Source organism: Novosphingobium lindaniclasticum LE124 (assembly GCF_000445125.1).
Taxonomy (GTDB): Bacteria; Pseudomonadota; Alphaproteobacteria; order Sphingomonadales; family Sphingomonadaceae; genus Novosphingobium; species Novosphingobium lindaniclasticum.
The window spans coordinates 57,046-77,158 of record NZ_ATHL01000113.1 but is presented as its reverse complement, the minus strand read 5'-3'; the positions used below and the strand labels follow the sequence as shown (position 1 = coordinate 77,158).

At 64.4% G+C, this 20,113-nt stretch carries 17 protein-coding genes; 5 read left to right on the top strand and 12 right to left on the bottom strand.

Features of this window, described 5'->3' with window-relative positions; translation table 11 throughout:
- Positions 1-12: 12 nt before the first annotated feature.
- The 6 genes from L284_RS41415 to L284_RS41390 all read right to left on the bottom strand — a co-directional run bounded on the left by L284_RS41415 (position 13) and on the right by L284_RS41390 (position 8,741).
- The gene (locus L284_RS41415) at positions 13-3,258 is read right to left on the bottom strand and encodes an efflux RND transporter permease subunit (RefSeq protein ID WP_004212878.1); all 3,246 of its coding nucleotides are present in this window, start codon (positions 3,256-3,258) and stop codon (positions 13-15) included.
- A 3-nt stretch (positions 3,259-3,261) separates the two neighbouring features.
- Positions 3,262-4,440 (bottom strand): efflux RND transporter periplasmic adaptor subunit, encoded by a 1,179-nt coding sequence (locus tag L284_RS41410; RefSeq protein WP_004212877.1) that lies wholly within the window; start codon positions 4,438-4,440, stop codon positions 3,262-3,264.
- Positions 4,440-5,717 (bottom strand): TolC family protein, encoded by a 1,278-nt coding sequence (locus L284_RS41405; RefSeq protein ID WP_013039111.1) that lies wholly within the window; start codon positions 5,715-5,717, stop codon positions 4,440-4,442. The genes L284_RS41410 and L284_RS41405 overlap by 1 nt, the downstream gene beginning before the upstream one ends.
- A 60-nt stretch (positions 5,718-5,777) precedes the next feature.
- The gene (locus L284_RS41400; RefSeq protein ID WP_007406840.1) at positions 5,778-6,074 is read right to left on the bottom strand and encodes a hypothetical protein; all 297 of its coding nucleotides are present in this window, start codon (positions 6,072-6,074) and stop codon (positions 5,778-5,780) included.
- 73 nt (positions 6,075-6,147) lie between these two features.
- Entirely contained in the window at positions 6,148-8,115 is a 1,968-nt protein-coding gene (locus L284_RS41395) for a cytochrome c/FTR1 family iron permease (protein ID WP_004212871.1), read from the bottom strand.
- Positions 8,115-8,741, bottom strand: coding sequence for a cation transporter (locus L284_RS41390; RefSeq protein ID WP_004212870.1), 627 nt, complete (start codon positions 8,739-8,741; stop codon positions 8,115-8,117). The genes L284_RS41395 and L284_RS41390 overlap by 1 nt, the downstream gene beginning before the upstream one ends.
- Positions 8,742-8,819: 78 nt before the next feature.
- Between L284_RS41390 and L284_RS41385 the strand changes: the two genes are divergently transcribed.
- Positions 8,820-9,236: a MerR family transcriptional regulator gene (locus L284_RS41385; protein WP_004212867.1), complete on the top strand. Its 417-nt coding sequence runs from the start codon at positions 8,820-8,822 to the stop codon at positions 9,234-9,236.
- On the opposite strand, the gene L284_RS41380 is transcribed toward L284_RS41385, so the two are convergent.
- Both L284_RS41380 and L284_RS41375 read right to left on the bottom strand, forming a co-directional pair.
- Positions 9,230-10,432 carry an aspartyl protease family protein gene (locus L284_RS41380; protein WP_013039112.1) on the bottom strand — a complete coding sequence of 401 codons (1,203 nt, stop codon included), beginning with the start codon at positions 10,430-10,432 and terminating at the stop codon, positions 9,230-9,232. The genes L284_RS41385 and L284_RS41380 overlap by 7 nt on opposite strands.
- Positions 10,433-10,721: 289 nt before the next feature.
- Positions 10,722-11,294: a recombinase family protein gene (locus tag L284_RS41375; RefSeq protein WP_009824027.1), complete on the bottom strand. Its 573-nt coding sequence runs from the start codon at positions 11,292-11,294 to the stop codon at positions 10,722-10,724.
- Positions 11,295-11,485: 191 nt separating this feature from the next.
- Here L284_RS41375 and L284_RS41370 point away from each other — a divergent pair, with 191 nt between their 5' ends.
- The 3 genes from L284_RS41370 to L284_RS41360 all read left to right on the top strand — a co-directional run bounded on the left by L284_RS41370 (position 11,486) and on the right by L284_RS41360 (position 14,051).
- The gene (locus tag L284_RS41370) at positions 11,486-12,886 is read left to right on the top strand and encodes a Mu transposase C-terminal domain-containing protein (RefSeq protein ID WP_004212864.1); all 1,401 of its coding nucleotides are present in this window, start codon (positions 11,486-11,488) and stop codon (positions 12,884-12,886) included.
- The gene (locus tag L284_RS41365; RefSeq protein ID WP_021235291.1) at positions 12,813-13,307 is read left to right on the top strand and encodes an AAA family ATPase; all 495 of its coding nucleotides are present in this window, start codon (positions 12,813-12,815) and stop codon (positions 13,305-13,307) included. The genes L284_RS41370 and L284_RS41365 overlap by 74 nt, the downstream gene beginning before the upstream one ends.
- A 213-nt stretch (positions 13,308-13,520) precedes the next feature.
- Positions 13,521-14,051, top strand: coding sequence for an HD domain-containing protein (locus tag L284_RS41360; RefSeq protein WP_021235290.1), 531 nt, complete (start codon positions 13,521-13,523; stop codon positions 14,049-14,051).
- On the opposite strand, the gene L284_RS41355 is transcribed toward L284_RS41360, so the two are convergent.
- On the bottom strand, positions 14,035-15,186 hold the full coding sequence (locus L284_RS41355) for a tyrosine-type recombinase/integrase (RefSeq protein ID WP_021235289.1): 1,152 nt from the start codon (positions 15,184-15,186) through the stop codon (positions 14,035-14,037). The two genes, L284_RS41360 and L284_RS41355, sit on opposite strands and share 17 nt — an antisense overlap.
- 117 nt (positions 15,187-15,303) lie before the next feature.
- Here L284_RS41355 and L284_RS41350 point away from each other — a divergent pair, with 117 nt between their 5' ends.
- Complete coding sequence (locus tag L284_RS41350; RefSeq protein WP_021235288.1) at positions 15,304-16,338, top strand: hypothetical protein; 1,035 nt, start codon at positions 15,304-15,306, stop codon at positions 16,336-16,338.
- Between the two features lie 206 nt (positions 16,339-16,544).
- On the opposite strand, the gene L284_RS41345 is transcribed toward L284_RS41350, so the two are convergent.
- From L284_RS41345 to L284_RS0124650, 3 genes are read right to left on the bottom strand one after another with little or no spacing between them, the layout of a single operon-like run.
- Entirely contained in the window at positions 16,545-17,462 is a 918-nt protein-coding gene (locus tag L284_RS41345; RefSeq protein WP_021235287.1) for a TniQ family protein, read from the bottom strand.
- Positions 17,459-18,316, bottom strand: coding sequence for a TniB family NTP-binding protein (locus L284_RS41340; protein ID WP_031342813.1), 858 nt, complete (start codon positions 18,314-18,316; stop codon positions 17,459-17,461). The genes L284_RS41345 and L284_RS41340 overlap by 4 nt, the downstream gene beginning before the upstream one ends.
- Complete coding sequence (locus L284_RS0124650; RefSeq protein ID WP_235054488.1) at positions 18,295-19,992, bottom strand: Mu transposase C-terminal domain-containing protein; 1,698 nt, start codon at positions 19,990-19,992, stop codon at positions 18,295-18,297. The genes L284_RS41340 and L284_RS0124650 overlap by 22 nt, the downstream gene beginning before the upstream one ends.
- Positions 19,993-20,113 lie beyond the last annotated feature (121 nt).

Below are 20,113 nucleotides of genomic sequence, written 5' to 3'. Positions count from 1 at the left end.
CCCGCCCATCCATCAGGCCAAGTTGTTCACGAAGGTCTGACCGTGGTCGTCCCCTTCATGCTCCTCATTGTAGTGCTCGGGTTTCTCGATCACTTTCTGCCCGAACCGGGCATAGAGTGTCGGCAGCACGAACAGCGTAAGAAGCGTCGCCGAGATCAGACCGCCGATGACGACCGTCGCCAAAGGCTTTTGAACCTCTGCGCCGGCGCCTTCGCCCAGCGCCATCGGCACGAAGCCGAGGCTGGCGACTAGCGCGGTCATGATGACGGGTCGCAGACGCTGCATCGCGCCAACATGCGCGGCTTCCTCGCGGCTCATCCCTGATCGGATCAGATCTTGGATCGAGCTGACCATGACGAGGCCGTTGAGGACCGCGATGCCCGAGAGGGCGATGAAGCCCACTGCCGCCGAGATCGAGAAGTCCATGCCCCGCAGGAACAGCAACAGGACGCCGCCCACCAGCGCGAAAGGCACGCCGGTGAACACGATCGCGGCGTCGCGGACCGATCCCAACGCCCCGTAGAGGAGCAGCAGGATCAAAATGAAGCAAGCCGGAATGACCAGCTTCAGCCGTTCGCTTGCCGATTGGAGGTTCTCGAACTGGCCGCCCCATTCGAGATAGGTGCCGGCAGGCAGCCGGAGTTGGCTGCCGATCGCCGCCTGCGCATCCGCCACGACGGATCCGACGTCGCGGCCACGCACGTTGGCTTGCACCACCACGCGCCGCTTGCCGTTCTCGCGGCTGATCTGGTTCGGACCATCGACCACCTTGATCTCGGCGACGCTGGACAGCGGTACATAGCCGCCGCCTGCCACCGGCACCTGCACCTGTTGGAGCAGGCCGATGTCGGCACGCTGCGCCTCCGACAGGCGGATCACCACGGGGAAGCGACGGTCGCCCTCGAAGATCTGGCCCGATGTTCGCCCGCCGATCGTCGCAGTCACGGTGTCCTGCACATCCTGAGCCGTAACGCCCAACCGCGCCATCGCGTCGCGGTTGACGCGAATGTCGAGCATGGGAAGACCGGTCGTCTGCTCCACCTTCACGTCCGCTGCGCCTTGCGTTCTGCGCAGCACCGCCGCGATTTGCTCGGCCGTCCGGTTCATCTGGTTGAAGTCGTCCCCGAACACCTTCACCGCGATGTCGCCGCGCACGCCGGCGATCAGCTCGTTGAAGCGCATCTGGATGGGCTGGGTGATCTCGTAGGCATTTCCCGGAATCTTCGCGAGATTACCCTCGATCCGGCTGACCAGCTCCTCCTTGGGAAGCTCAGGATCCGGCCAATCCTTGCGCGGCTTCAGGATGACGAACATGTCGGTCGCGTTCGGCGGCATCGGGTCGGCCGCCAGCTCGGCGGTGCCCGTCTTGGAATAGACGAATTGCACCTCCGGCTGCTTCGACATCATCCGCTCGATCGGCACCTGCATCGCCTGGCTCTGCTGGACCGACGTTGCCGGAATGCGGAGCGACTGGATCAGCAAATCGCCTTCGTCGAGCTGCGGCAGGAACACCGAGCCGAGCGTAGTGAAAGCAAGCGCCGCCACCACAAGGCTTCCCACACCCGCACCGATCGTCAGCGTCGGGCGCTTCATGGCCCGGTCGAGACCGGGTTCGTAGCGCTTCTTCAGCCACGTGATGATGCGGCCGTCCTTCTCCTCGACCTTCTTCGACAGCCAGATCGCAATCATCGCCGGCACGAAGGTGAGAGAGAGGATGAAGGCGAAGGCGAGCGCGATGATGACGGTCAGCGCCATCGGTCCGAACGTTTTACCCTCCACGCCGGTCAGCGTGAGCAGCGGTACGTAGACGAGGATGATGATTGCCTGCCCGTACACAGAGGGACGGATCATCTCACGCGCAGCGGCTGCCACGGTCGCGAGCCGTTCCTTGACGCTGAGCAATCGGCCTTCATGATGCTGTTGCTCGGCAAGCCGGCGCAGCGCGTTTTCGACAATGATGACGGCGCCGTCGACGATCAGACCGAAGTCCAAAGCCCCAAGGCTCATCAGATTGGCCGAGACCCCAGCGCGCAGCATACCAAAGCCTGTCAGCATCATGGTGATCGGGATGACCAACGCCGCGATCAGGGCCGCACGGAAGTTGCCGAGCAGCAGGAAGAGCACGACGATGACCAGCACCGCGCCTTCGGACAGGTTTTTCGCGACCGTCTTGATCGTCGAATTGACCAGCTCGGTGCGGTTCAGCACCGGCTGAATTACGACGTCAGGAGGCAGCGAAGCGTTGATCGTCTTCAGTTTCTCAGCGACCGCGGTCGACACGATGCGGCTGTTCTCGCCGATCCGCATGATCGCCGTGCCGACGACGACTTCGGTACCGTTCTCCGATGCCGAACCCATGCGGATCGCCTGACCCGTCTTCACAGTCGCAACTTGTTCGACCGTGATCGGCACGCCGTTACGTGTCGCGATCACGGTCCTGGCCAACTCGCTGGCATTGCGAACGAGCGCATCCGAGCGAACAGCCAGACCTTCGCCATTGCGATTGACGAAGCCACCGCCGACGCTGGTGTTATTGCGCTCCAGCGCATTTCCCAGGTCCGTCAGCGTGATGCCGAGCGAGGCCAGCTTCTGCACGTCGGGCACGACGAGGAACTGCTTGGCGTAACCGCCAATCGAGTCGACACCGGCGAGGCCCGGTGTGGTCTTCAGAAGCGGCGTCACGATCCAGTCCTGCGCGGTGCGCAGGTAGGTCGCCTTGTCCTCTTCGGTCGTCAGTCGCTCGCCCTCTGGCGTGATGTAGCTGCCATCGGGCTGTTGGCCCGGTTCACCGGGCTTGTGCTTGTCGTCCTCGCGATGATCGAGACGAACGGTGTACATGTACACCTCGCCCAGGCCTGTCGCGATCGGACCCATTTCAGGGTTCACGCCGTCGGGCAGATTCTCTTGCACGCCCCGCAGACGCTCGCCCACCTGCTGGCGGGCGAAATAGATGTCCGTCGCGTCCGAAAAGACCGCCGTGATCTGCGCGAAGCCGTTGCGGCTCAACGAGCGCGTATATTCCAGGCCGGGGGTGCCGGCGAGCGCGGTTTCGATTGGAAACGACACCTGCTTCTCGACCAGCTCGGGCGAGAGGGCAGGCGCGCGGACGTTGATCTGGACCTGATTGTTGGTGATGTCCGGCACCGCGTCGATCGGTAGCCGGTAGAGGGAAAAGGCGCCGATGGCGGCGACGATGACGGTGAGGAGCAGGACTAGCCAGCGCTTCTCGACCGCCCAGGTTACGATACGGGCGATCATGGCTTAATCCTCGTGGCTCGCTTCGCCCTTGCCGATCTCGGCCTTGAGCGTGAAACTTCCGGTGGTGGCGATCTGTTCGTTGCCGGTCAGGCCCGACCGGACGATCACCGTGTCGCCCGACGCATCGCCGAGCTGGACCGGGGTCGCCTTGAAGCCGGTGGGCGTGCGCACGAACACGACCGACTTGCCCTCGAAACTCTGGACCGCCGTCGTCGGCACGCGGACCGCCCCGCTCCCGCCGCTGCCCGTGAGCTGCACGGCTGCCGTCACAGGCTCGCCGACCCGCCATTCGCCACCGCGATTGTCGAGGGTGGCGAGCGCAGGCACGAGCCGCGTCTGCGGATCAAGCGCCGGCGACACGAAGGTCACGCGGGCGGTCGCCTGACGGCCTGCCGCCTTCACCAGCACCGTATTGCCGGGACGCACCCGGCCCGCATCCTCGGGCTTGAGATTAAGCGCGATCGACACCTGGCTCAGGTTGGCGATGCGATAGAGTTCGGCATCCGCCGCGACCGTTTGTCCCAGCGTCACGGGGCGCGCAATGATCTGGCCCGAGATCGGCGCGGCAATGCCGAGCCGGTTGAGCCCGCCGCCGCCGACACCCGCCGCCGAAACCATGCTCTGCGCCTGCGTCAGGGCGATCCGCGCCTCCGTCGCCGCTGTGCGGGCGGCGATCAGATCCTGTTCAGGGGAGACTCTCTGCGCGAACAGCCGCTGTTCGCGCGCGAGGTTCGAATTAGCGAGCTGAAGCCGCGCCCGCGCCGCCTCGACCTCGCCCTTGATCTGCGCCGCCTCGCGGCTTTCGATGACCGCAATGGTCTGGCCGCGTCCGACCGATTGGCCGAGGTTACGGGTGAGCGCGACCACGCGTCCCGCAATTGCGGCCGAGACGACCTGCGTTCCCTGTGGGTCGCCCTCGATGATCGCGGGCAGCTCGATCGTCCCGGCCCCGCCGATGATCGGCCGTCCGACCTGGACGCCCGCTGTGGCGATCTGGTCGGCACCCAATGTGACGACGCCTTCACCGGCATGACCGCCTTCAGCACCGCCCTTTTCCGTGCCCGCTGCCGTCTCATTGGCAGCTGCGCCTTCGGCAGTTGCCTCGTTTCCGCCATCCTTGCCGCCGCAGGCAGCCAAGAGCAGGGCGAGCGACGCCGCGCCCGCGAGATAAAAGCTCTTCATCACTGATTCCCCCCATTGGGCGCACGAGCGGTCAGTCGCTCCACTTGCGCGCGGGCATTCTGGTAATTGGCAAGCGCGTCGATCGCGGCGACCCGCGTTTCGGCGAGCGTGCGTTCAGCATCGAGCAATTCGAGCTGGCCGAACTTGCCCTCGCGATAGCCGATCCGCGCGATGCGGGCGGCCTCCTGTGCAGCCGCCAGCGCCGGCCCCGACGCCGCACGAGCCGTCGTTGCGGCATTGGCCGCCTGCGCCTGCGCGTCCGTGATCGCCTGTTCGATGTCGAGCGCGGTCACGCGGCGCTGCGCATCCGCCTGGGTCCGCTGCGCGGTCGCCTGCGCAATCGCGGCGCGACCATTGTTGAACACCGGGATCGGGATCGACACGCTGAACACCGCCGCCATGTCGTTGGTCGCTTCCAGGCGGCGGATCGACGGCCCGACGTTCAGGTCAGGCACGCGATTGGCGCGCGCGAGCCGCACGCCGGCTTCGGCAATGGAGAAATCCGCGTTGGCTGCCGCCAGCGCGAGTGTGCCGGTCGTGTTGACCGGTGCCAACGGCCCATAGACGTTCACATCGGGAAGGCGATCGAGCAGCGTGTCATCGAGCAGGCCGTCGATCGGCCGTCCGATCCGACGCGCCAGATTGGCGCGGGCCGCCTCGGCCAAGCGAAGCTGCCGCTCCACATTGGCGTCGGCATTGATACGCGCGACATCCGCGCGCTGTTGCTCGAGTGGCGATGCCCGCCCTGCCTGCACGCGAACGCTCGCGGCCCGCAGCGCGTCGCTGGCGATCCGGGCCTGATCGCGGGCTGTCATTACCCGGCGATCGGCCGCGACCGCTTCGACATAGAGCTGCGTTACCTGAAGCCGGACATCCGCCGCGATGATCGCGGCCTGGATCTCGGCCCGGGACAATTGCGCATTGGCGACCGCGACGCGGGCGCCGCGCTTGCCGCCTAGCTCGATCGGGATCGCAAAGCCGACCGTGGTTTCCGCGCTGCGGACCCCCCGATACGGCCCGGAGCCGATGACATTCTCGACTTGGCCTTGAACCACCGGATTGGGCCGCAAGCCGGCGACTGTGCGACCTGCACGGGCCGCGTCGATTCCAGCTGTCGCCGCTTCCGCAGCAGGGGCCGAACCGCCCGCTGCACTGACCGCTTGGTCAAGCGTGTAGACCGGCGCATCCTGCGCAACAGGCGCGGACGGTCCGACCTGCGCCTGCGCCATCGTGGCGCAAGACGCTGCGGCCAGCATGGCCGCGAGGATACGATTCATGAAAATAGGACTCCTGACGATGATCGACAGGGGCGCGCCAACGCACGCCCAAATCGGACGTCAGGCTTGGGGGGGCCTCAAATGGACCATGCCGGTGCGGCCGTCGAGCGACGCAGAGGCGGAGATTGTCGGCTTGGGCACTGTGAGGACGGGGGTATATTCCATCGTCGTGCGCGCAGGCGCGCCGACGTCGTGTCCGTGACAATAATTGTGATGATGCGGGACATTCTTGTCCGAGTCCGATGGCACCTGATCGATGTCACCGGCGGTATGGACCGTGAACTCAACGCCCGCGATGCTTCCCCCCGCCAGATCGGCGGCATGGGCCATGCCGGAGAAGCTGGTCAGGACCAGCATCAGGCATGTCAGGAAAGGCAAAAAGGCTCGCACTAGCTTGCCTCTATCACGGAAGGGTTTTCATGTCATTGCACTAATTCGAACCAAGGGTCACTGAGCCGGAACCCGAGCGGGATCGGTCGCGCCCGTTCCAGGCGAACCCGACCGCAATGGCGACCGCCATCAGGAGTTGCGCCAGCACCGATTGCCAAGTGGGAAACACGCCGAGCATCGACAGCCGTGGCACGTCCGCGAGCGGTGCGATGTTGATAAGGCCGGCTTCCTGGAGCGCGGCGACGCCTTTACCCGCCAGCACGACGGTCAGGACCGCCATGAGCCAGGAGCTATAGCGGAAGAACTGCGCGATCGGCAGCTTGCGACTGTAGCGAAGCATGGCCCAAGCGATCAGGCTGAGCAGTCCAATCGCCGACCCGGCCCCCGCGAGAAGCATCCCGTTGTCACCTTGCGCCGAAAGCGCGGCATAGAACAGGATCGTCTCGAAGACCTCGCGATAAACTACGACGAACGCCAGCCCGAACAGGAACCAGCCCGACCCGCCCGAGAGCGCCCGCGACATCTTCTCGCGAATATAGCGCTGCCACTGATCGGCCTGCGCCTTGCCGTGCATCCAAATCCCGACCGAGAGCAGCACGACCGCGGCGAACAGCGAGCCAAACCCTTCCGTCAGCTCCCGGCTCGCACCGCTGATCCCGATCGCATAGGTGGCGACCGCCCAGGTGATCCCGCCCGCGATGATCGCGCTGACCCAGCCGCCATGCACGTACCGCAGCGCCTCGCCGCGCTCGGCTTTACGCAGGAACGCGATCATGGCGACAACGATGAGCAGGGCTTCGAGCCCTTCACGCAGCAGGATCGTGAACGCGCCCAGGAACGTGGACGCTTCGGTGGCGGCATCAGGCGCGAGCGCCGCTTCCGCATCGTCGAAAAGGCCGCCCAGTACTGCGACCTTCTCCGCGAGATCATCGGGCGACGCGCCCCGGTCGATCGAGGCGCGGAACTCCCCCATCGCGCCCTCGATTCGACCCATCAGCGTCGCGTCGCGCGCGGTGAGTGTTGGCTCGATCGGCTCGAACCCATCGAGATAGGCCGACAGCGCCAGCTCTTTCGCCATGCGCGCATCGCCGCGCCGCGCAGCCGCCACGCTTTCGGCGAGTTTGGCGCGGGCGACCGCGAGCGAGCCGGGAGCCTGTTGTATCACCTGTTCGGGATGACGACGCAGGAACGCGAGCACTGGGTCAGCCTTGGCGTCGCCGATCGCCGCGCCGAGCGCGGCCGGGGTGAGCGCGACCAGGGTTTTCAGGTCCGGAATGCGCCGGCGAAGGGTCGGGTCGGATTTCCAAAGCCGCTCGCCTTCGCGCGCCTGCGCATCCGTGAAGGCGAAGCTCCCGGCTCGGAATGCTAACGCCCAGCGCTGATCGTTGGGCAGATCGGCGAAGCTCTGCATCGCGGTCCCGTCGATGCCTTGCGTCACCACCTGATAGAGCGCGAACACGCTGCGCTGGCGCGCGCGCTCGGCATCGGTGAAAGCAATCGGGGGCGTAGCGAGCTTGGCGGCGTCAGGGCCACGGCCGTTGCCCGTCATCCCGTGGCAGGACGCGCAGGATTGTCGGAACAGTGCATCGCTGGAGACGAGGTTCGGAGCCTTATCGGGCGCGAGCGGCACCGGGTAGGCGCGCAACAGATCGGCCGCGAGCCCGTGCGCCAATGTTGCCACCTGTTCAGTCGGTCCCTTTTCCGCGATCACCGCCTGGAGGTTGGCAGCCCGCTGGATGAGGGCTTGACGCTCCGGCTTCGCCGGCAGGCCCTGAAGCCGTGTCGAGACCGACGCGGCGAACTCCGTCATCTCGGCATATTCCGACGTGCTCTTGATCCGACCGTTGGCGACCGCGCCGCCATAATCGACGGCCATATAGTCGAGCAGCCGCCATGCGGTTTGCACGTCGCCGGGTTCGGCGATTGCCGCAGCAGGGATCAGCAGCGCCGCGAGCGCGGAGAGCAGCCGCAACGAGAGCATTGCCCGGATCAACGCGAGCAGACGCACTACCGCTCTCCCAATTCGCGCCGAGCGCCAGTGACGATTTCATAAGCGGAGTGGAGGAACAGGAGGGCGATGAGGCCGGCGACGGCGAGGTCCGGCCAGGCGCTTCCTGTCCACGCCACCAGACCGGCCGCGGCGATCACCGCCACGTTGGCGAGCGCGTCGTTGCGGCTGAACAGCCAGATCGCGCGAACATTGGCGTCCCCTTCCCGGAAACGCGCAAGCACCAAGGCGGACACGACATTGATCGCGAGCGCGACAACGCCGATTGTGCCCATCAGTTCGGCATCGGGCGCGGTTGCGTTCAGGGCGCGCCAAATCGCGAAACCGATTACGCCCACGCCAAGCGCACCGAGAAACAACCCCTGCGTCAGCGCGACCTTTGCCCTCGCCCGTGCGGACCAGGCAAGCGCGAGAAGACCGATAAGGCTGATCGACCCGTCCCCGAGAAAATCGAGGGAATCCGCTTTCAGCGCTTGGCTATCGGCGATGAACCCGCCGAACAGCTCGGCGACTCCGAAGCCGAGGTTGAGCACCACGACGGTCAGCAGCGCACGGCGATAGGCCGGATCGGTTTGCGCGCGCGCGGGCTCCCCGTGGCACCCGCAGCTTTCGGTAGAAGCATTCATGCGGCCTTCCTTACCACCTCCAGTCGCTGTAGAAGCAAGCGAAATGTGCGACACGTTCGCATAAGCAAGGATGGCATGATGAAGCCGGTGATGATTGGGCAGCTCGCCAGCGAGACCTCGACGAAGGTGACGACGATCCGCTTTTATGAGTCGATCGGGTTGCTCCGATCCGCCCCTCGCACGGCGTCGGGTCGCAGAACCTACGATGCCAGTGACATTGAGCGTTTGCACTTCATCCGCAACGGTCGCCGGCTTGGCTTCTCCGTCGACGAGATCCGTTCGTTGATGGGGCTGGCGCAGAACCCGGACCAGGATTGTGGTGCCGCCTCAGCTATCGCTGCTCAGCACCTCAAGGATGTGGAGGAGAGACTGGCGCAACTCGCGGTGTTGCGGGATGAGTTGGCAATGCTCAGCCAGAGCTGCACCAAGGCGCGCATGGCCGATTGTCGGATCATGAAGGCGATCGGCAAAGGCCACCCTCAAGCCGATCAATAATAATCGGCCAGCCTGAGCTCGCGCACATCACCCGAGGCCATCGTCAGCTTTACGAGGGTGCCAGCAGGCCGGGAGCGCACTTGCCAGAGCTCCCCACGCGTATAGTTCGCATCGATCGAATGGCCGTTCACCGCCACGATCCGGTCGCCGACCGCCCAGCCAGCCTTTTCCGCGGGACTGTTCGCCGCCACATGAACAACGGTGAGCGCCGTTGGTGAGGCTGCGAGGCCAAGGCCGCTACGGTCCTTCAGCATCGGCAGGCGACGACGAGGACCGAGTGGCCGGAGCCACACGAATCCGGCGGTCACGTCGAACACCACGTCGAATTGAGCGATCAGCGGTAGGCCGACATTGCCAACCGTGCTGGTGGAGAGCCAAGCTCTCATCCCGAGTGTGGGGACGTTCGAGACGCCAAGCCCTTCGATGTTGATGTTCTGGATCGTGAAAGCATCGTTGATACGCACACCATCGACGCCGCCGATCGCCGCGGTCGAGACGAGCTTCCCGTTCAACAGCCCTTGATCGCGGGCATAGGCCGACGAGAGCATCAGCGCGGCCGAGCTGCCAAGATCGATCATCAAGGGCACGGGAGGCAAACCCGAGACGGAAGCTCGAATGAACAGCTCCTGCTTGGCACCGCGCCCGAGCGCGACAGCGCGCCAGTCGGGACCGGCGAGAAACGTGCCTGACTTGACGACCGCCATACGCCTTTTCGCGAAATCGAGCGCGATGCAGCTACCCGTGAACATATCGGCACCGAGGAGGATATCGATCGGTCGTCCGAAGGCCGCCGACACTGAACTCAGATCACCAACGACGGCAAAGGGTAAGCGACGGGTTTCGCGGGCGAGCTGTACGTCGATGTCGCGGACCAGCAGCACCGGGGCCTTGGCGCTCAGCCCGCTAATCATGCGCCGCTCACCATCGTTCAAGCCGAGCTTCGCCGCGAGCGCCGTGCTCATGATCGACGCGCCGCTGCCACTGTCGAGCACCGCCCGCACCGGCACTCCGCGCACTTGTGCCGAAACAAGGAGGGTATCACCCGTGCCGACTTCCAGCGGCTCCCATTCGAGGTGAGCCGCACCGAAGTTCCACGAGCCCGCAGACCGGGAAGTCTGTCGCGCGAGCGTTGGAGAACCGAGCACCAAGCCGGTTCCACAGGCCACCAGCCGCGCCACTAATGAGCGTCGAGACATACCGATTGCTTCAACACGGGCCGTCAAAAAGCCACCTCCAGCCCCCCGTCCGCAGGAGAGCAAATTGCGGTTACATGCTCCAGCCACTGGAGGAGCAAGTGCTTTTGGTGCGCCCGAAAATCCTCAGAAGCGCTTGGAGAACTTTAGATGAAGGATGGTGCAGACCGCTTAGATGCCTTCCCGATAACGAACGGTTCCGGGGGACGCTGGGCCGATCGGGACCGCGAACGGTGTAAACGCTCGCGCTAAGTGGCGGCATTCTGATCGCGCTATTTGTCGGCGAGCGTCGCTACGCGGCTACCGGCTTGGTCTCGGCCGATCGCACATAGGCGTAGAGTTTTGGCTTGGAGATGCCGAGCATCGAGCAAATCTTGGCGATCGGCATCGTGTTCTCGTGGTAGAGCCTGACGGGCAGGTCGCGCTTGTCCTTGCCGAGTGCGGCCGGCCGGCCACCCTTCTTGCCGCGAGCGCGGGCTGCGGTGAGACCGGCCTGGGTCCGCTCGCGGATCAGGTTGCGCTCGAACTCCGCCAATGCCCCGAACAGGTGGAAGGTAAGCTTGCCCGACGTGGTGGTCGTGTCGATCGCCTCGTGCAGGCTCAGCAGCCCGACCTTTTCCTCGTCGAGGTAGGTCATCCATCCGATCAGATCACGGAGCGAGCGGCCGAGCCTGTCGAGGCGCCAGACCACCAGTGTGTCGCCGGCGCGAAGCAGCTCCTTCACCTTTTCCAATCCAGGGCGAGCGGCAGTCGCCCCGGAGGCCTTGTCGGTGATGACCTTCTCGCAGCCGGCAGCCTTCAGCGCATCACGCTGGAGGTCCAGGTTCTGCTCGGCGGTCGATACGCGAGCGTAACCGATTTTCATGCGTAGGGCCGGTGGCGCCCCGATCGGGCGCGGTTTGGGAAGAAAGTCGTCATCGGCAGGTCTATGTTGCCCTAGTTTTCTTTACCGGGTAGATTTACGTCGAACAGGCCGGTTTGGCAACGCGAGCGGACTCGCATGGCGATGGGCAGGCAAATCTCCGTTTTCCTTACCTGCGACACGGACCGTCGGCGGTGACGCATCCGGCGCTTGTCCCGCCGCTGGCGATCGAGCGCTACCGCGTCCTTGAACCGCACCTCGCCGATGGCATCCCGCTCGCGGACCTCGCCCGCACCGGCACGCTGAGCGAGCGGACGTTGCAGCGCTGGCTCGGGCGCTACCGTGCCGAAGGACTTGCCGGTCTCGCGCGTCTGCCGCGCAACGATCGGGGCAGGCTGCACCTGCCGGAACATCTGGTCGAACTGACCCGCACTCTCGCCACCAAGCGCCCGCGACCCCCGGTCGCCGCCATTCACCGAAAGGTGCAGGAACTCGCCATCGCGCATGGACACCGAACCCCCAGCTATGCGGCCGTCGCGCGTGTCGTCAGGGCGATACCGGCAAGCCAGATCGCCGCAGCCTCCGATCCGGCCGTCTACCGCGACCAGCACGAGCTAGTGCATCGGCGCGAAGCCGCGACCTCGAACGAGATGTGGCAGGCCGATCATACCGTTCTCGACATTCTCGTGCTCGATGATGCCGGAACCCCGGTGCGTCCTTGGCTGACCGTCATCGTTGACGATCACAGCCGAGCCATCGCCGGTTACTTCCTCAGCCTCGATGCCCCCAGTGCCCTCAACACGGCGCTCGCCTTGCGGCAGGCGATCTGGCGCAAGCCCAATCCCGAATGGATCGTCAGCGGCATTCCCGAACAGCTTTACGTCGACAACGGCTCGGATTTCATCTCCGAGCATATCGAGCAGGCGTGCATCGCCCTCAAAATCCGCCTCATCCATTCGCTGCCGGGGCGTCCTCGCGGGCGCGGCAAGATCGAGCGGCTGTTCCGCACCATCAACGACATGTTCCTGCCCGACCTGCCCGGCCACCTGATCGCGGGCAAGCCGCTGTCGGCGCCAGTGCTCACGCTCGACGAGCTGCGCGCCCGCTTCGAGGCGTTCGTGTGCGGCGTCTATCATCGTCGCCCGCATGGCAGCACCGGCGAACCGCCGATCACGCGCTGGCAGAAGGGCGGGTTCCTGCCCGCAATGCCCGACAGCCTTGAACAGCTCGACATGCTGCTCGTGCACGTGCCCAAGCCCCGTAAAGTGCTGCGCGACGGCATCCGTCTGATGGGCAGGCGCTATGTCGAACCCACGCTCGCGGCCTTCGTCGGCGAGCAGGTCGAGGCGGTCTATGACCCCCGCGACCTGACCGAGATCCACGTCTACCACCAGGGCCGGTTCGTCTGCCGTGCGCTCAGCTCCGAGCACGCTGGGCACCCGTCGTTGCGCGCGATCCAGCGCGCCCGGCGCGGCGCGAAGGAGCGCGACAAGCAGGTGCCTGCCCCCACGGAGACCTTCGATGGCGACCAAGAGGATACGGCTTCCCGGCCCACCACCTACCGAGGGCTCCGGCTCTACGCCGCTGACGATTGAGTTCCTGGTCGAGCAGCCGTTCCTGGCGACCCGCGAACATGCCCGGTTCGTCGAGTTTGCCGAAGCCTGCGCGCACTACCGCTATATCGGCGTGTGTCATGGCCGGCCGGGCGTCGGAAAGACGCGATCGGCGCGCGAGTTTTCCAGCTTCCCCGACCTGGGGGAATATGCCGCGCTCCGTCCCATTGCCGCGCTCCTTGGCGAAAAGGTCGCTCGCTGCCGCGCCGTCTTCTACACCGTGTCGGTCAGCAACACGCCCAAGACGATCGACGCGGTGTTGGGCCTCAACCTCATTAAGCTGGGCTATGCCCGGCTGACGGTCGCGGGCGGCTCGCAGGACGAAATCACCCATGACGCCGCCCGCATCGCCTGCCCCCTCGTCATCGTCGACGAGGCCGACCGCTGTCGGACGCCAAAGTAGAGCGCAGTGGCGTGCAGTGGATGGCCCCTTGCTCGTCAGAATAGACTGCATGGGGACACGAACCAAGGGGAGGCCTTTTTCTTGCAGGGCTCGATGCTCCCACCTTGTTGCTTCAGATTACCCGACAACATTGCGTGATGTCATTCGAACGGAACGCGCCTAAAACGTATCCGCCCGAAAATTCGTCCACCTCCCCGCGCGAGAGCCGCTTCGATGGAATCACCGCTCGTTTCAAAGGCTCGGCAGTTTGCAACCGACGCGCGCGCGAGCATCAATCATGTCCGCAAATACACCGGCGAGCCCTACATAACTCACCCCATCGAGGTCATGGAAATCGTTCGCAGCGTTCCTCACACCGATGAAATGCTGGCCGCAGCGCTGCTTCACGACAACATCGAGGATACCGGGGTCACCCGCGAAGACGTGGAACGCGAATTCGGCGAAGCCGTGGCGCGCCTGGTGATGGAACTGACCGATCAGTGCCACGAAGGAAACAGGGCCACCCGCAAGACGGCGGAAGCCGCACGACTAGGCACCATCTCCCCCGACGCCCAAACGGTGAAGCTTGCCGATTTCATCAGCAATACGAAGTCGATCGTCGCTGGCAATCCGGGGGTTGCAAAAGTCTACCTTCGCGAAAAGCACCGCGCACTGGAAGTCATGACCGCAGGCGACCCCACGCTCTTTCAGCGCGCTCTGGACTTGATCGAGGACGCGAAGACCAGCATCAATTTTCGCCCCTGACGGCTAAGTCCGTTTGCCCGAGGCGCCTGGCCAATCGCGCGCTCGCCCCACTTTTGGCTGCGAGCCGGGCGCCGTAGCGCATGACCGTGCGCGCATCACGCCAACGATAGGCCTGCATGATTGCGGGAAGCGCTTCGCCTGCCGCGAAGTTGTCCTGTGCAACGCCAACGCGGATCGAATGCGAGGAGATGTCGCGAATGACCTTCTCGAGTTGCTCTTCGCCCATCTGCCCCAACAGCTTCTTCTCCCAGGCACTACGCACAAGCCTGCGATAGATAAGCGCTATCGAATTGGGATGGAGCGGTCCGTCGCCGATCCGGTCAACCGAGCCGTCAAAGTGCGTGATCACGCGGCGCAGCAGCGCCCCGCTGCGGACGCCTGAATTGGCCCGCCAACGCGCGATCGCCTCCATCGTCGCCGGCGAGAGATAGGCATAGGCGCCCTCACCTTCCTGATCGGTCTTGCTGGTCGGGATGAACAGGGCGCCGGCGCCGTCGGCATCGGGTCCTTCGATGTGTGAGACCTCGATCACCACCAGTTCGGAGCGTCGCGCTCCAGTGTCATAGGCAATCCGCAGCAAGGCCGCGTCGCGAAGGCCGAGAGCGTCGCGCCGGCAGGCCTTGAGCAGATGCGTGAGACAGACCCCCGAGGCCGGGCTGTCGAGATCGGCGATGTCGCCCTTGAAGCGGATGGCGCGGGCCTGACGCTGGCGCATCGACAGTTTCTTGCGTGCCGCCTTGGTTTCGAGCCGGACTACCGGCGCGGCGGTAGGATCGGGCAGCGAGGCCATACGATAGGCCCAGCCGACGTTGACAAGGTAGCGCTCGATTGTCGCCATAGCCCTCACCTTGAGGTTTGAGGCGTCGATCCCGGCCAGCGCGCGGATCCAGGCGGTGACGTCGGCGCTTGATGCGGCGCCGGTGCGCACACCCCGGCTCCGGCACCAAGCACTCCACAGCCGCAGATCCGAGCGGAACGCGCGGACGGTGTTGGACGACCACGCGCGCAGCACCGTGTCGAGGAGAGCCGCATCCACGGTCATGGCGGCGCCGGCGATCGCCTGCACGTCGATAAACACCGCTTCGGTTTGCGCTGCAGGGCACTCCAGAGCGCGAAAGGGGCGGTTTTCCGTCATGGTTTGCGCAAAGGTAGCGCAATTTCCGAAAATTCCTAGTGGTGATAAGTTACCATTATCAACACTCCGACAAAAGGCATGTGGACTGAAAGTCTGCTTTACGTCTACTACTGATCCATGAACCACCCTCCCCTGCCGCTTTGCGCGCTCGCCTGGACGCCCGATCTGGTGAGCGCAATCGCTGACGCCAGCAGCGCGATTGGGCGGCTCGATGCGCGGATTTCGGCCACTGTTCCGGCTCCCGCCTGGCACCTGCGCGCCAGCTGGATGGGCTATGCCCGCGCGCTTCAGCTGCAGAAATTCGAAATCGAGGAAATCGATATTATTTCGCGGGAATGTGGCCTTCAGCTGGCCGGAAGGCCGCGTCTCGAAACGGCGGGGGCTCCACTTTCCGCGCTTGAACCTTGGCGGAACCGGCTCGCCGAGGAGGAGGGCAGGCACTGGCGCGAGGATTTGCCGTTCAGCTTCGATCTGCCCACAGGGTGGGACGAAGCCCCTGCCCTCGCTCGCGCGCTCGCGCTGCTCGATGACTGGGCACGTCGCGACCGCACGATCACCCCGTGGCTGGCGCTCCCGATGGTTCTGCGGCGCATGGGGTTAACGCAGCGCACCTTGCCCTGCCTCGTCACGGGCGATCCCGGTCAGCGCTTTGTGCAGGGTGACCGCCCTGCCCTGCTCAAGCGGCTGCTGAAGCAGTTGCGCCGCAGCGCCGAGGACGGTCTGACCCGGCTCGAACGGCTCGAAAATGCCGTGCAGCGCAGCGCGGCGGCAATCAGCGCGCAGCATCGTTCCGGCAAACTTACCGACCTTGGCCGGCTCGCCCTCACCCGTCCCTGCCTGGCCGCTCGCTCACTCGCCCCCCGGCTCGACCTCACCGTGTCGGGCGCAGGCAAGCTACTCGAGCGCGCGACCCGCCTCGGCCTGCTGGTCGAAATATCCGGGCGCGGAACCTGGCGCTCCTATGTCACCCCCGACATCGCCGTCTCGCTCGGCTTGGTCGCTCCGATGCGGGGACGCCCCCGTCTAGTGCCTGCCCCCTCACCAACGCTGGATTCGGTCCTTGCAGCGTTTGATGCCGAATTGGCCGAGTTCGACACCCGCATTGCGGGCCTTGGCGGGCCCGATCTCGCTGGTTCGACTATAAACAATTGATATAGCATGGCAATTATGAGGCCGCCGGAAACGCCCCTTGCAGCGCGAAAGCCGGCCTCGGGCTGCCCGGAGTATGCAAATGCCGTAAATGCGCTCCACCAGCTTCTCAGGGCAGATTTCGACATGATCGCCCATTCTGCCACCAAGGCGGCCCCGGATTGGCACCCTCACGAGGGAAATCGGCCAAATTGGGCTTCAACTTGAGCCTAGGCATCGCGGCGCACCCGCAGATGGGCATACGCGAGCACGAGGTCGAGCACGCCAGCGTCATGACTACCCGGCCGTAGACTGCCCTTGCTGATGCGCCAGCGACGCGGTGGCAGTTTCGGCGGCTGCAGTGTCATCACCTCTCGCCCTGGACGCCCGGGCAATTCCAGCGCCACCAATCGCTCGAATCCCCACGTCGCCTTGCCCACCCGGCTGTGCGCCAGTGCCAGCATCGCGATCCGATCGTGTGCGAAGTGAAACAGGTTCGCCTGAAAGCGATCCACATAGGCTTTCTTCTCCCCCTTGAACCGCTTGCGGCTTGCCCGCACGAGTGTGTCGACGCCCTCGGCGTTCCATTCGACCAAGCGCGGATGAGCCCCGAGCTTCCAGCGCAAACTCTCTGCGCGGGCCACCGCCCCGCTCAGCCACGAACCGACAGCCTGCTCCGACATCGCTCCATCCGCCACCGGCAGTGCACAGAGCGGGAGAGCGTGCACTTGGCACCGCCAGCTCATGCGCAAGATCCATTCCTTGCGGATGATTGGGGCCCGGCCATCCCGCAGGGCCTGCTGCCAGCAGAGCGGACAGACATATCGGCGCTGGCGGCGCGGCAGAACCACCGAAGCCTCGACGTTGAGGAAGGTTCCTTCGATCTGTTGGACCTCAATCTCAACCGCCCAGGCCAACTGACCAATCACTTGATACACGGCGAAGTACTGCTCATTGGACAAGCCGCATGTGCCGCGGGCCAGATCCAGGCTGGCAATCGCCGCTTCAAGACCAAGGTGCCGAAACAGCGCGGGTCGCGTGGTTTCGTGCGCGGCCGCAACCCGATCGATCCAGGAATCAAAGCACTCGTCGGCCTGCGGGCGGACCCGGAACGCCAGCGGCTGCGGCTCCAACGCCAGTACGGTCATCGCGCCGCATAGTTCGGCAGCAACACCGCCGCCTCGCGAATATCCGCGAATTCCACGCGCGCTCTGCCATGTCGATACGCCACTTTCTGGCCCCAGTGCAGCAGGCGCTTGAAGTTTCCGGTCACCCCAAGGCTTTGCTCCCAGAGAAAACCGGCGACCTCCGGCTCGGCAAGGCGATCCGGCTCGATCAGTCCCATCCCCTGCCCGAGTACCCGAATGAGACGTTGCGTCGGCGCTCCCTGTGGCCAGGGCTTAAGTCGCAAGATGATCGAGCGATAGGCAAGCTCGACGTCCTCGGTAAAGATATCGGCGGCGACGTCGAGTCCTGCGACCACCATCGGTACATTGCCCTCGCTCATTAGGAAGCGGAACGCATCAAGCGTATCGCGGCGCGCTCTCCCGCTGGCGGTGAGGATCGCATGAACATTGTCGATCCCGATGAGCCGGGTGTGTTGACGCCGCAAGAGTTCGACGACCTTAAGGTCTGCAATGCGGTGGGTCTTTCCGGTGATCGGCCAGCCTTGCTTCCACAGCAGGGTCAGGTTGATCTTGAGGGCGGTCGAACCCGAAGGGATGACGGTTCGCAGCATCGGTTGATAGCGGGCATCATCAATGCTGAGCGGCTCGGGAAAATCGTGGGCAATCCGGCGCTGGGCCTCGCGCAGAATCGAGGTTTTGCCCATGCCCGACTGCCCGACCAATACCACACAGGTCGGCCGTTCGTCGGGTTCGTCATGGGCAAGTTCGACCAGAGTTTCGACATGCTGGCGGGCTTCATCGAAATCGATCCAGAAGGCCTGCGACAGCGCCGAGCCGCCAGACATAGGGGCAGTCATTCGATCCGTTTCAGCCATGTATCTTCCCCCAACTCCGCCACGGGAAGCCAATTCGACGCGGGTTCTGCCGTGGCTCGCGCCGGTGCCCGTGTATGGGATGTTCCCTCGCGCTCCGCTCGTTTTCGGGCCTCACGGGCGCGCCGGGTCTTCGCAGTTGCAGAGAGAACATCGCTGCGATTGGCATGGATCAGGCGCGCGGCTTCGGCGCGCGCACCGTTATCCTGATAGGCCCTGCCGGCCCGGAACCGTTCGTTCCGCGCCGCTTCCCATTCCGCCAGGCTGACATCGGGATAATGCCCGACAACCGCTGCTGAGACGAAGCCACCCTCCACTTCCGGATAGACCTCCTGGATGGTGCGCTCGTCGAAGTGAACCATGACTTTCTGGCCGATCCGCGATGCAAGGCTGGCGTGCCAGTACCGACGATAGCCAATCTGGATTCCGTAGGCCTTCACCGTTCGCTCAACCCATGGCAGGAAACGGCGGACGAGAGCCGTTTCGTCGAGGCCGAGCGGAACCAAAGGCCCTTGGCTCCTCGCCTCCTCGGCCCAAGCCTGCGCCGGCGCACAGCCGCCCAAGCCGGCGTGCGGCTCGGCGTGATAGAGACAAATTGCCCGAACAAACCAGCGTTCAAACTCATCGATGGTCATCGCAGCGGCCGCACCAGCGTCATAACCGTCGCGCTTGGTGGCGTTTGCTCCCGTCGCACCGGGCAACAAGCGCATCTTGGCCATCATCGTTCCAATCAGGCGCTCGATATGGCCACCGAAATGCGCGGGGCCACGTGGCCTGACATCCGGATCGATGCCGTGGGAAAGGCACGCGGACCGGAAGGATTGTGCACGATGTGCTGCCGCATGGTCAGCGTGTAGCCGCTTGAATAGCCCATGCATTGGGTAGTCGACATCAAGCTGTAACGCCTGCAAAAGGCTATGCTTTGGCAGGATCGCATTGGCGATCGCACGCCCGCATCGAAATATCGAGGGATCCCCAAAGCTCACATAGAAGCCAAGGATACATCGGGTCCGCACTTCGATTAGCAAGGTCACCCAAGGGCGCCCCAGCTCTTTGCGCTGCACGCTGTCGACAAGGATTACATCGGCCCGCGTATGATCCATCTGAACGAGGTCCAGGAAGCCCCGGCTTAAATACTCACCCGCGTGCGGCTCATGTGCACTGCGCGTCTTCGAGCCCATCATGGTGCGTGCCCGTACCGGGTCCGATATCGCCGCAATCGCCCGCTCAATGCTGCGTTCGCTTGGCACTTCACTGGCTTCAAAACGATAATCGCCGTTGTCGGCGATTAGGAGTCCGCGAACCTGACGAGCAGTTTCCTTCATGCTCGCGCCGGCCTTGCGCAAGTGAATCTCGCCGATGAGCGTGTCGATCGCAGCCAGCACGGTTGGGCCACCACGTCGGCTTCCTGGTTTGGGTCCTTTGGGCAACGACGCCAACGATTCTGCGACGGGGTGATCTCGGAATCGCCGGGCGAGTTCGCGAATTCGTCGTTCCTTGAGTCCGGTTACGGTCGAAATTGCCACGACTGCCTGCGCCGTCAAAGGCGCATCAAGCGGAACGTACTGGCGAAACGCTGGATACAGCGCCGTGCCTGTTGCCAATGCAGCTTCTGAACGACGAGCCGAAGGCGGCGGCTTGCGTGCAATCATGGTGCTGAATTCCACCAGAAATTTCACGCTCAATGTCATCTATTATGGCACAGTGCGCAAATAGATTCGCACGTGCGTCATTGAATGCTGCGATACCTTTGATGTATCTGGTTGTTTTTACGTAATTTATGCTGCTTGCAGCCTTCTT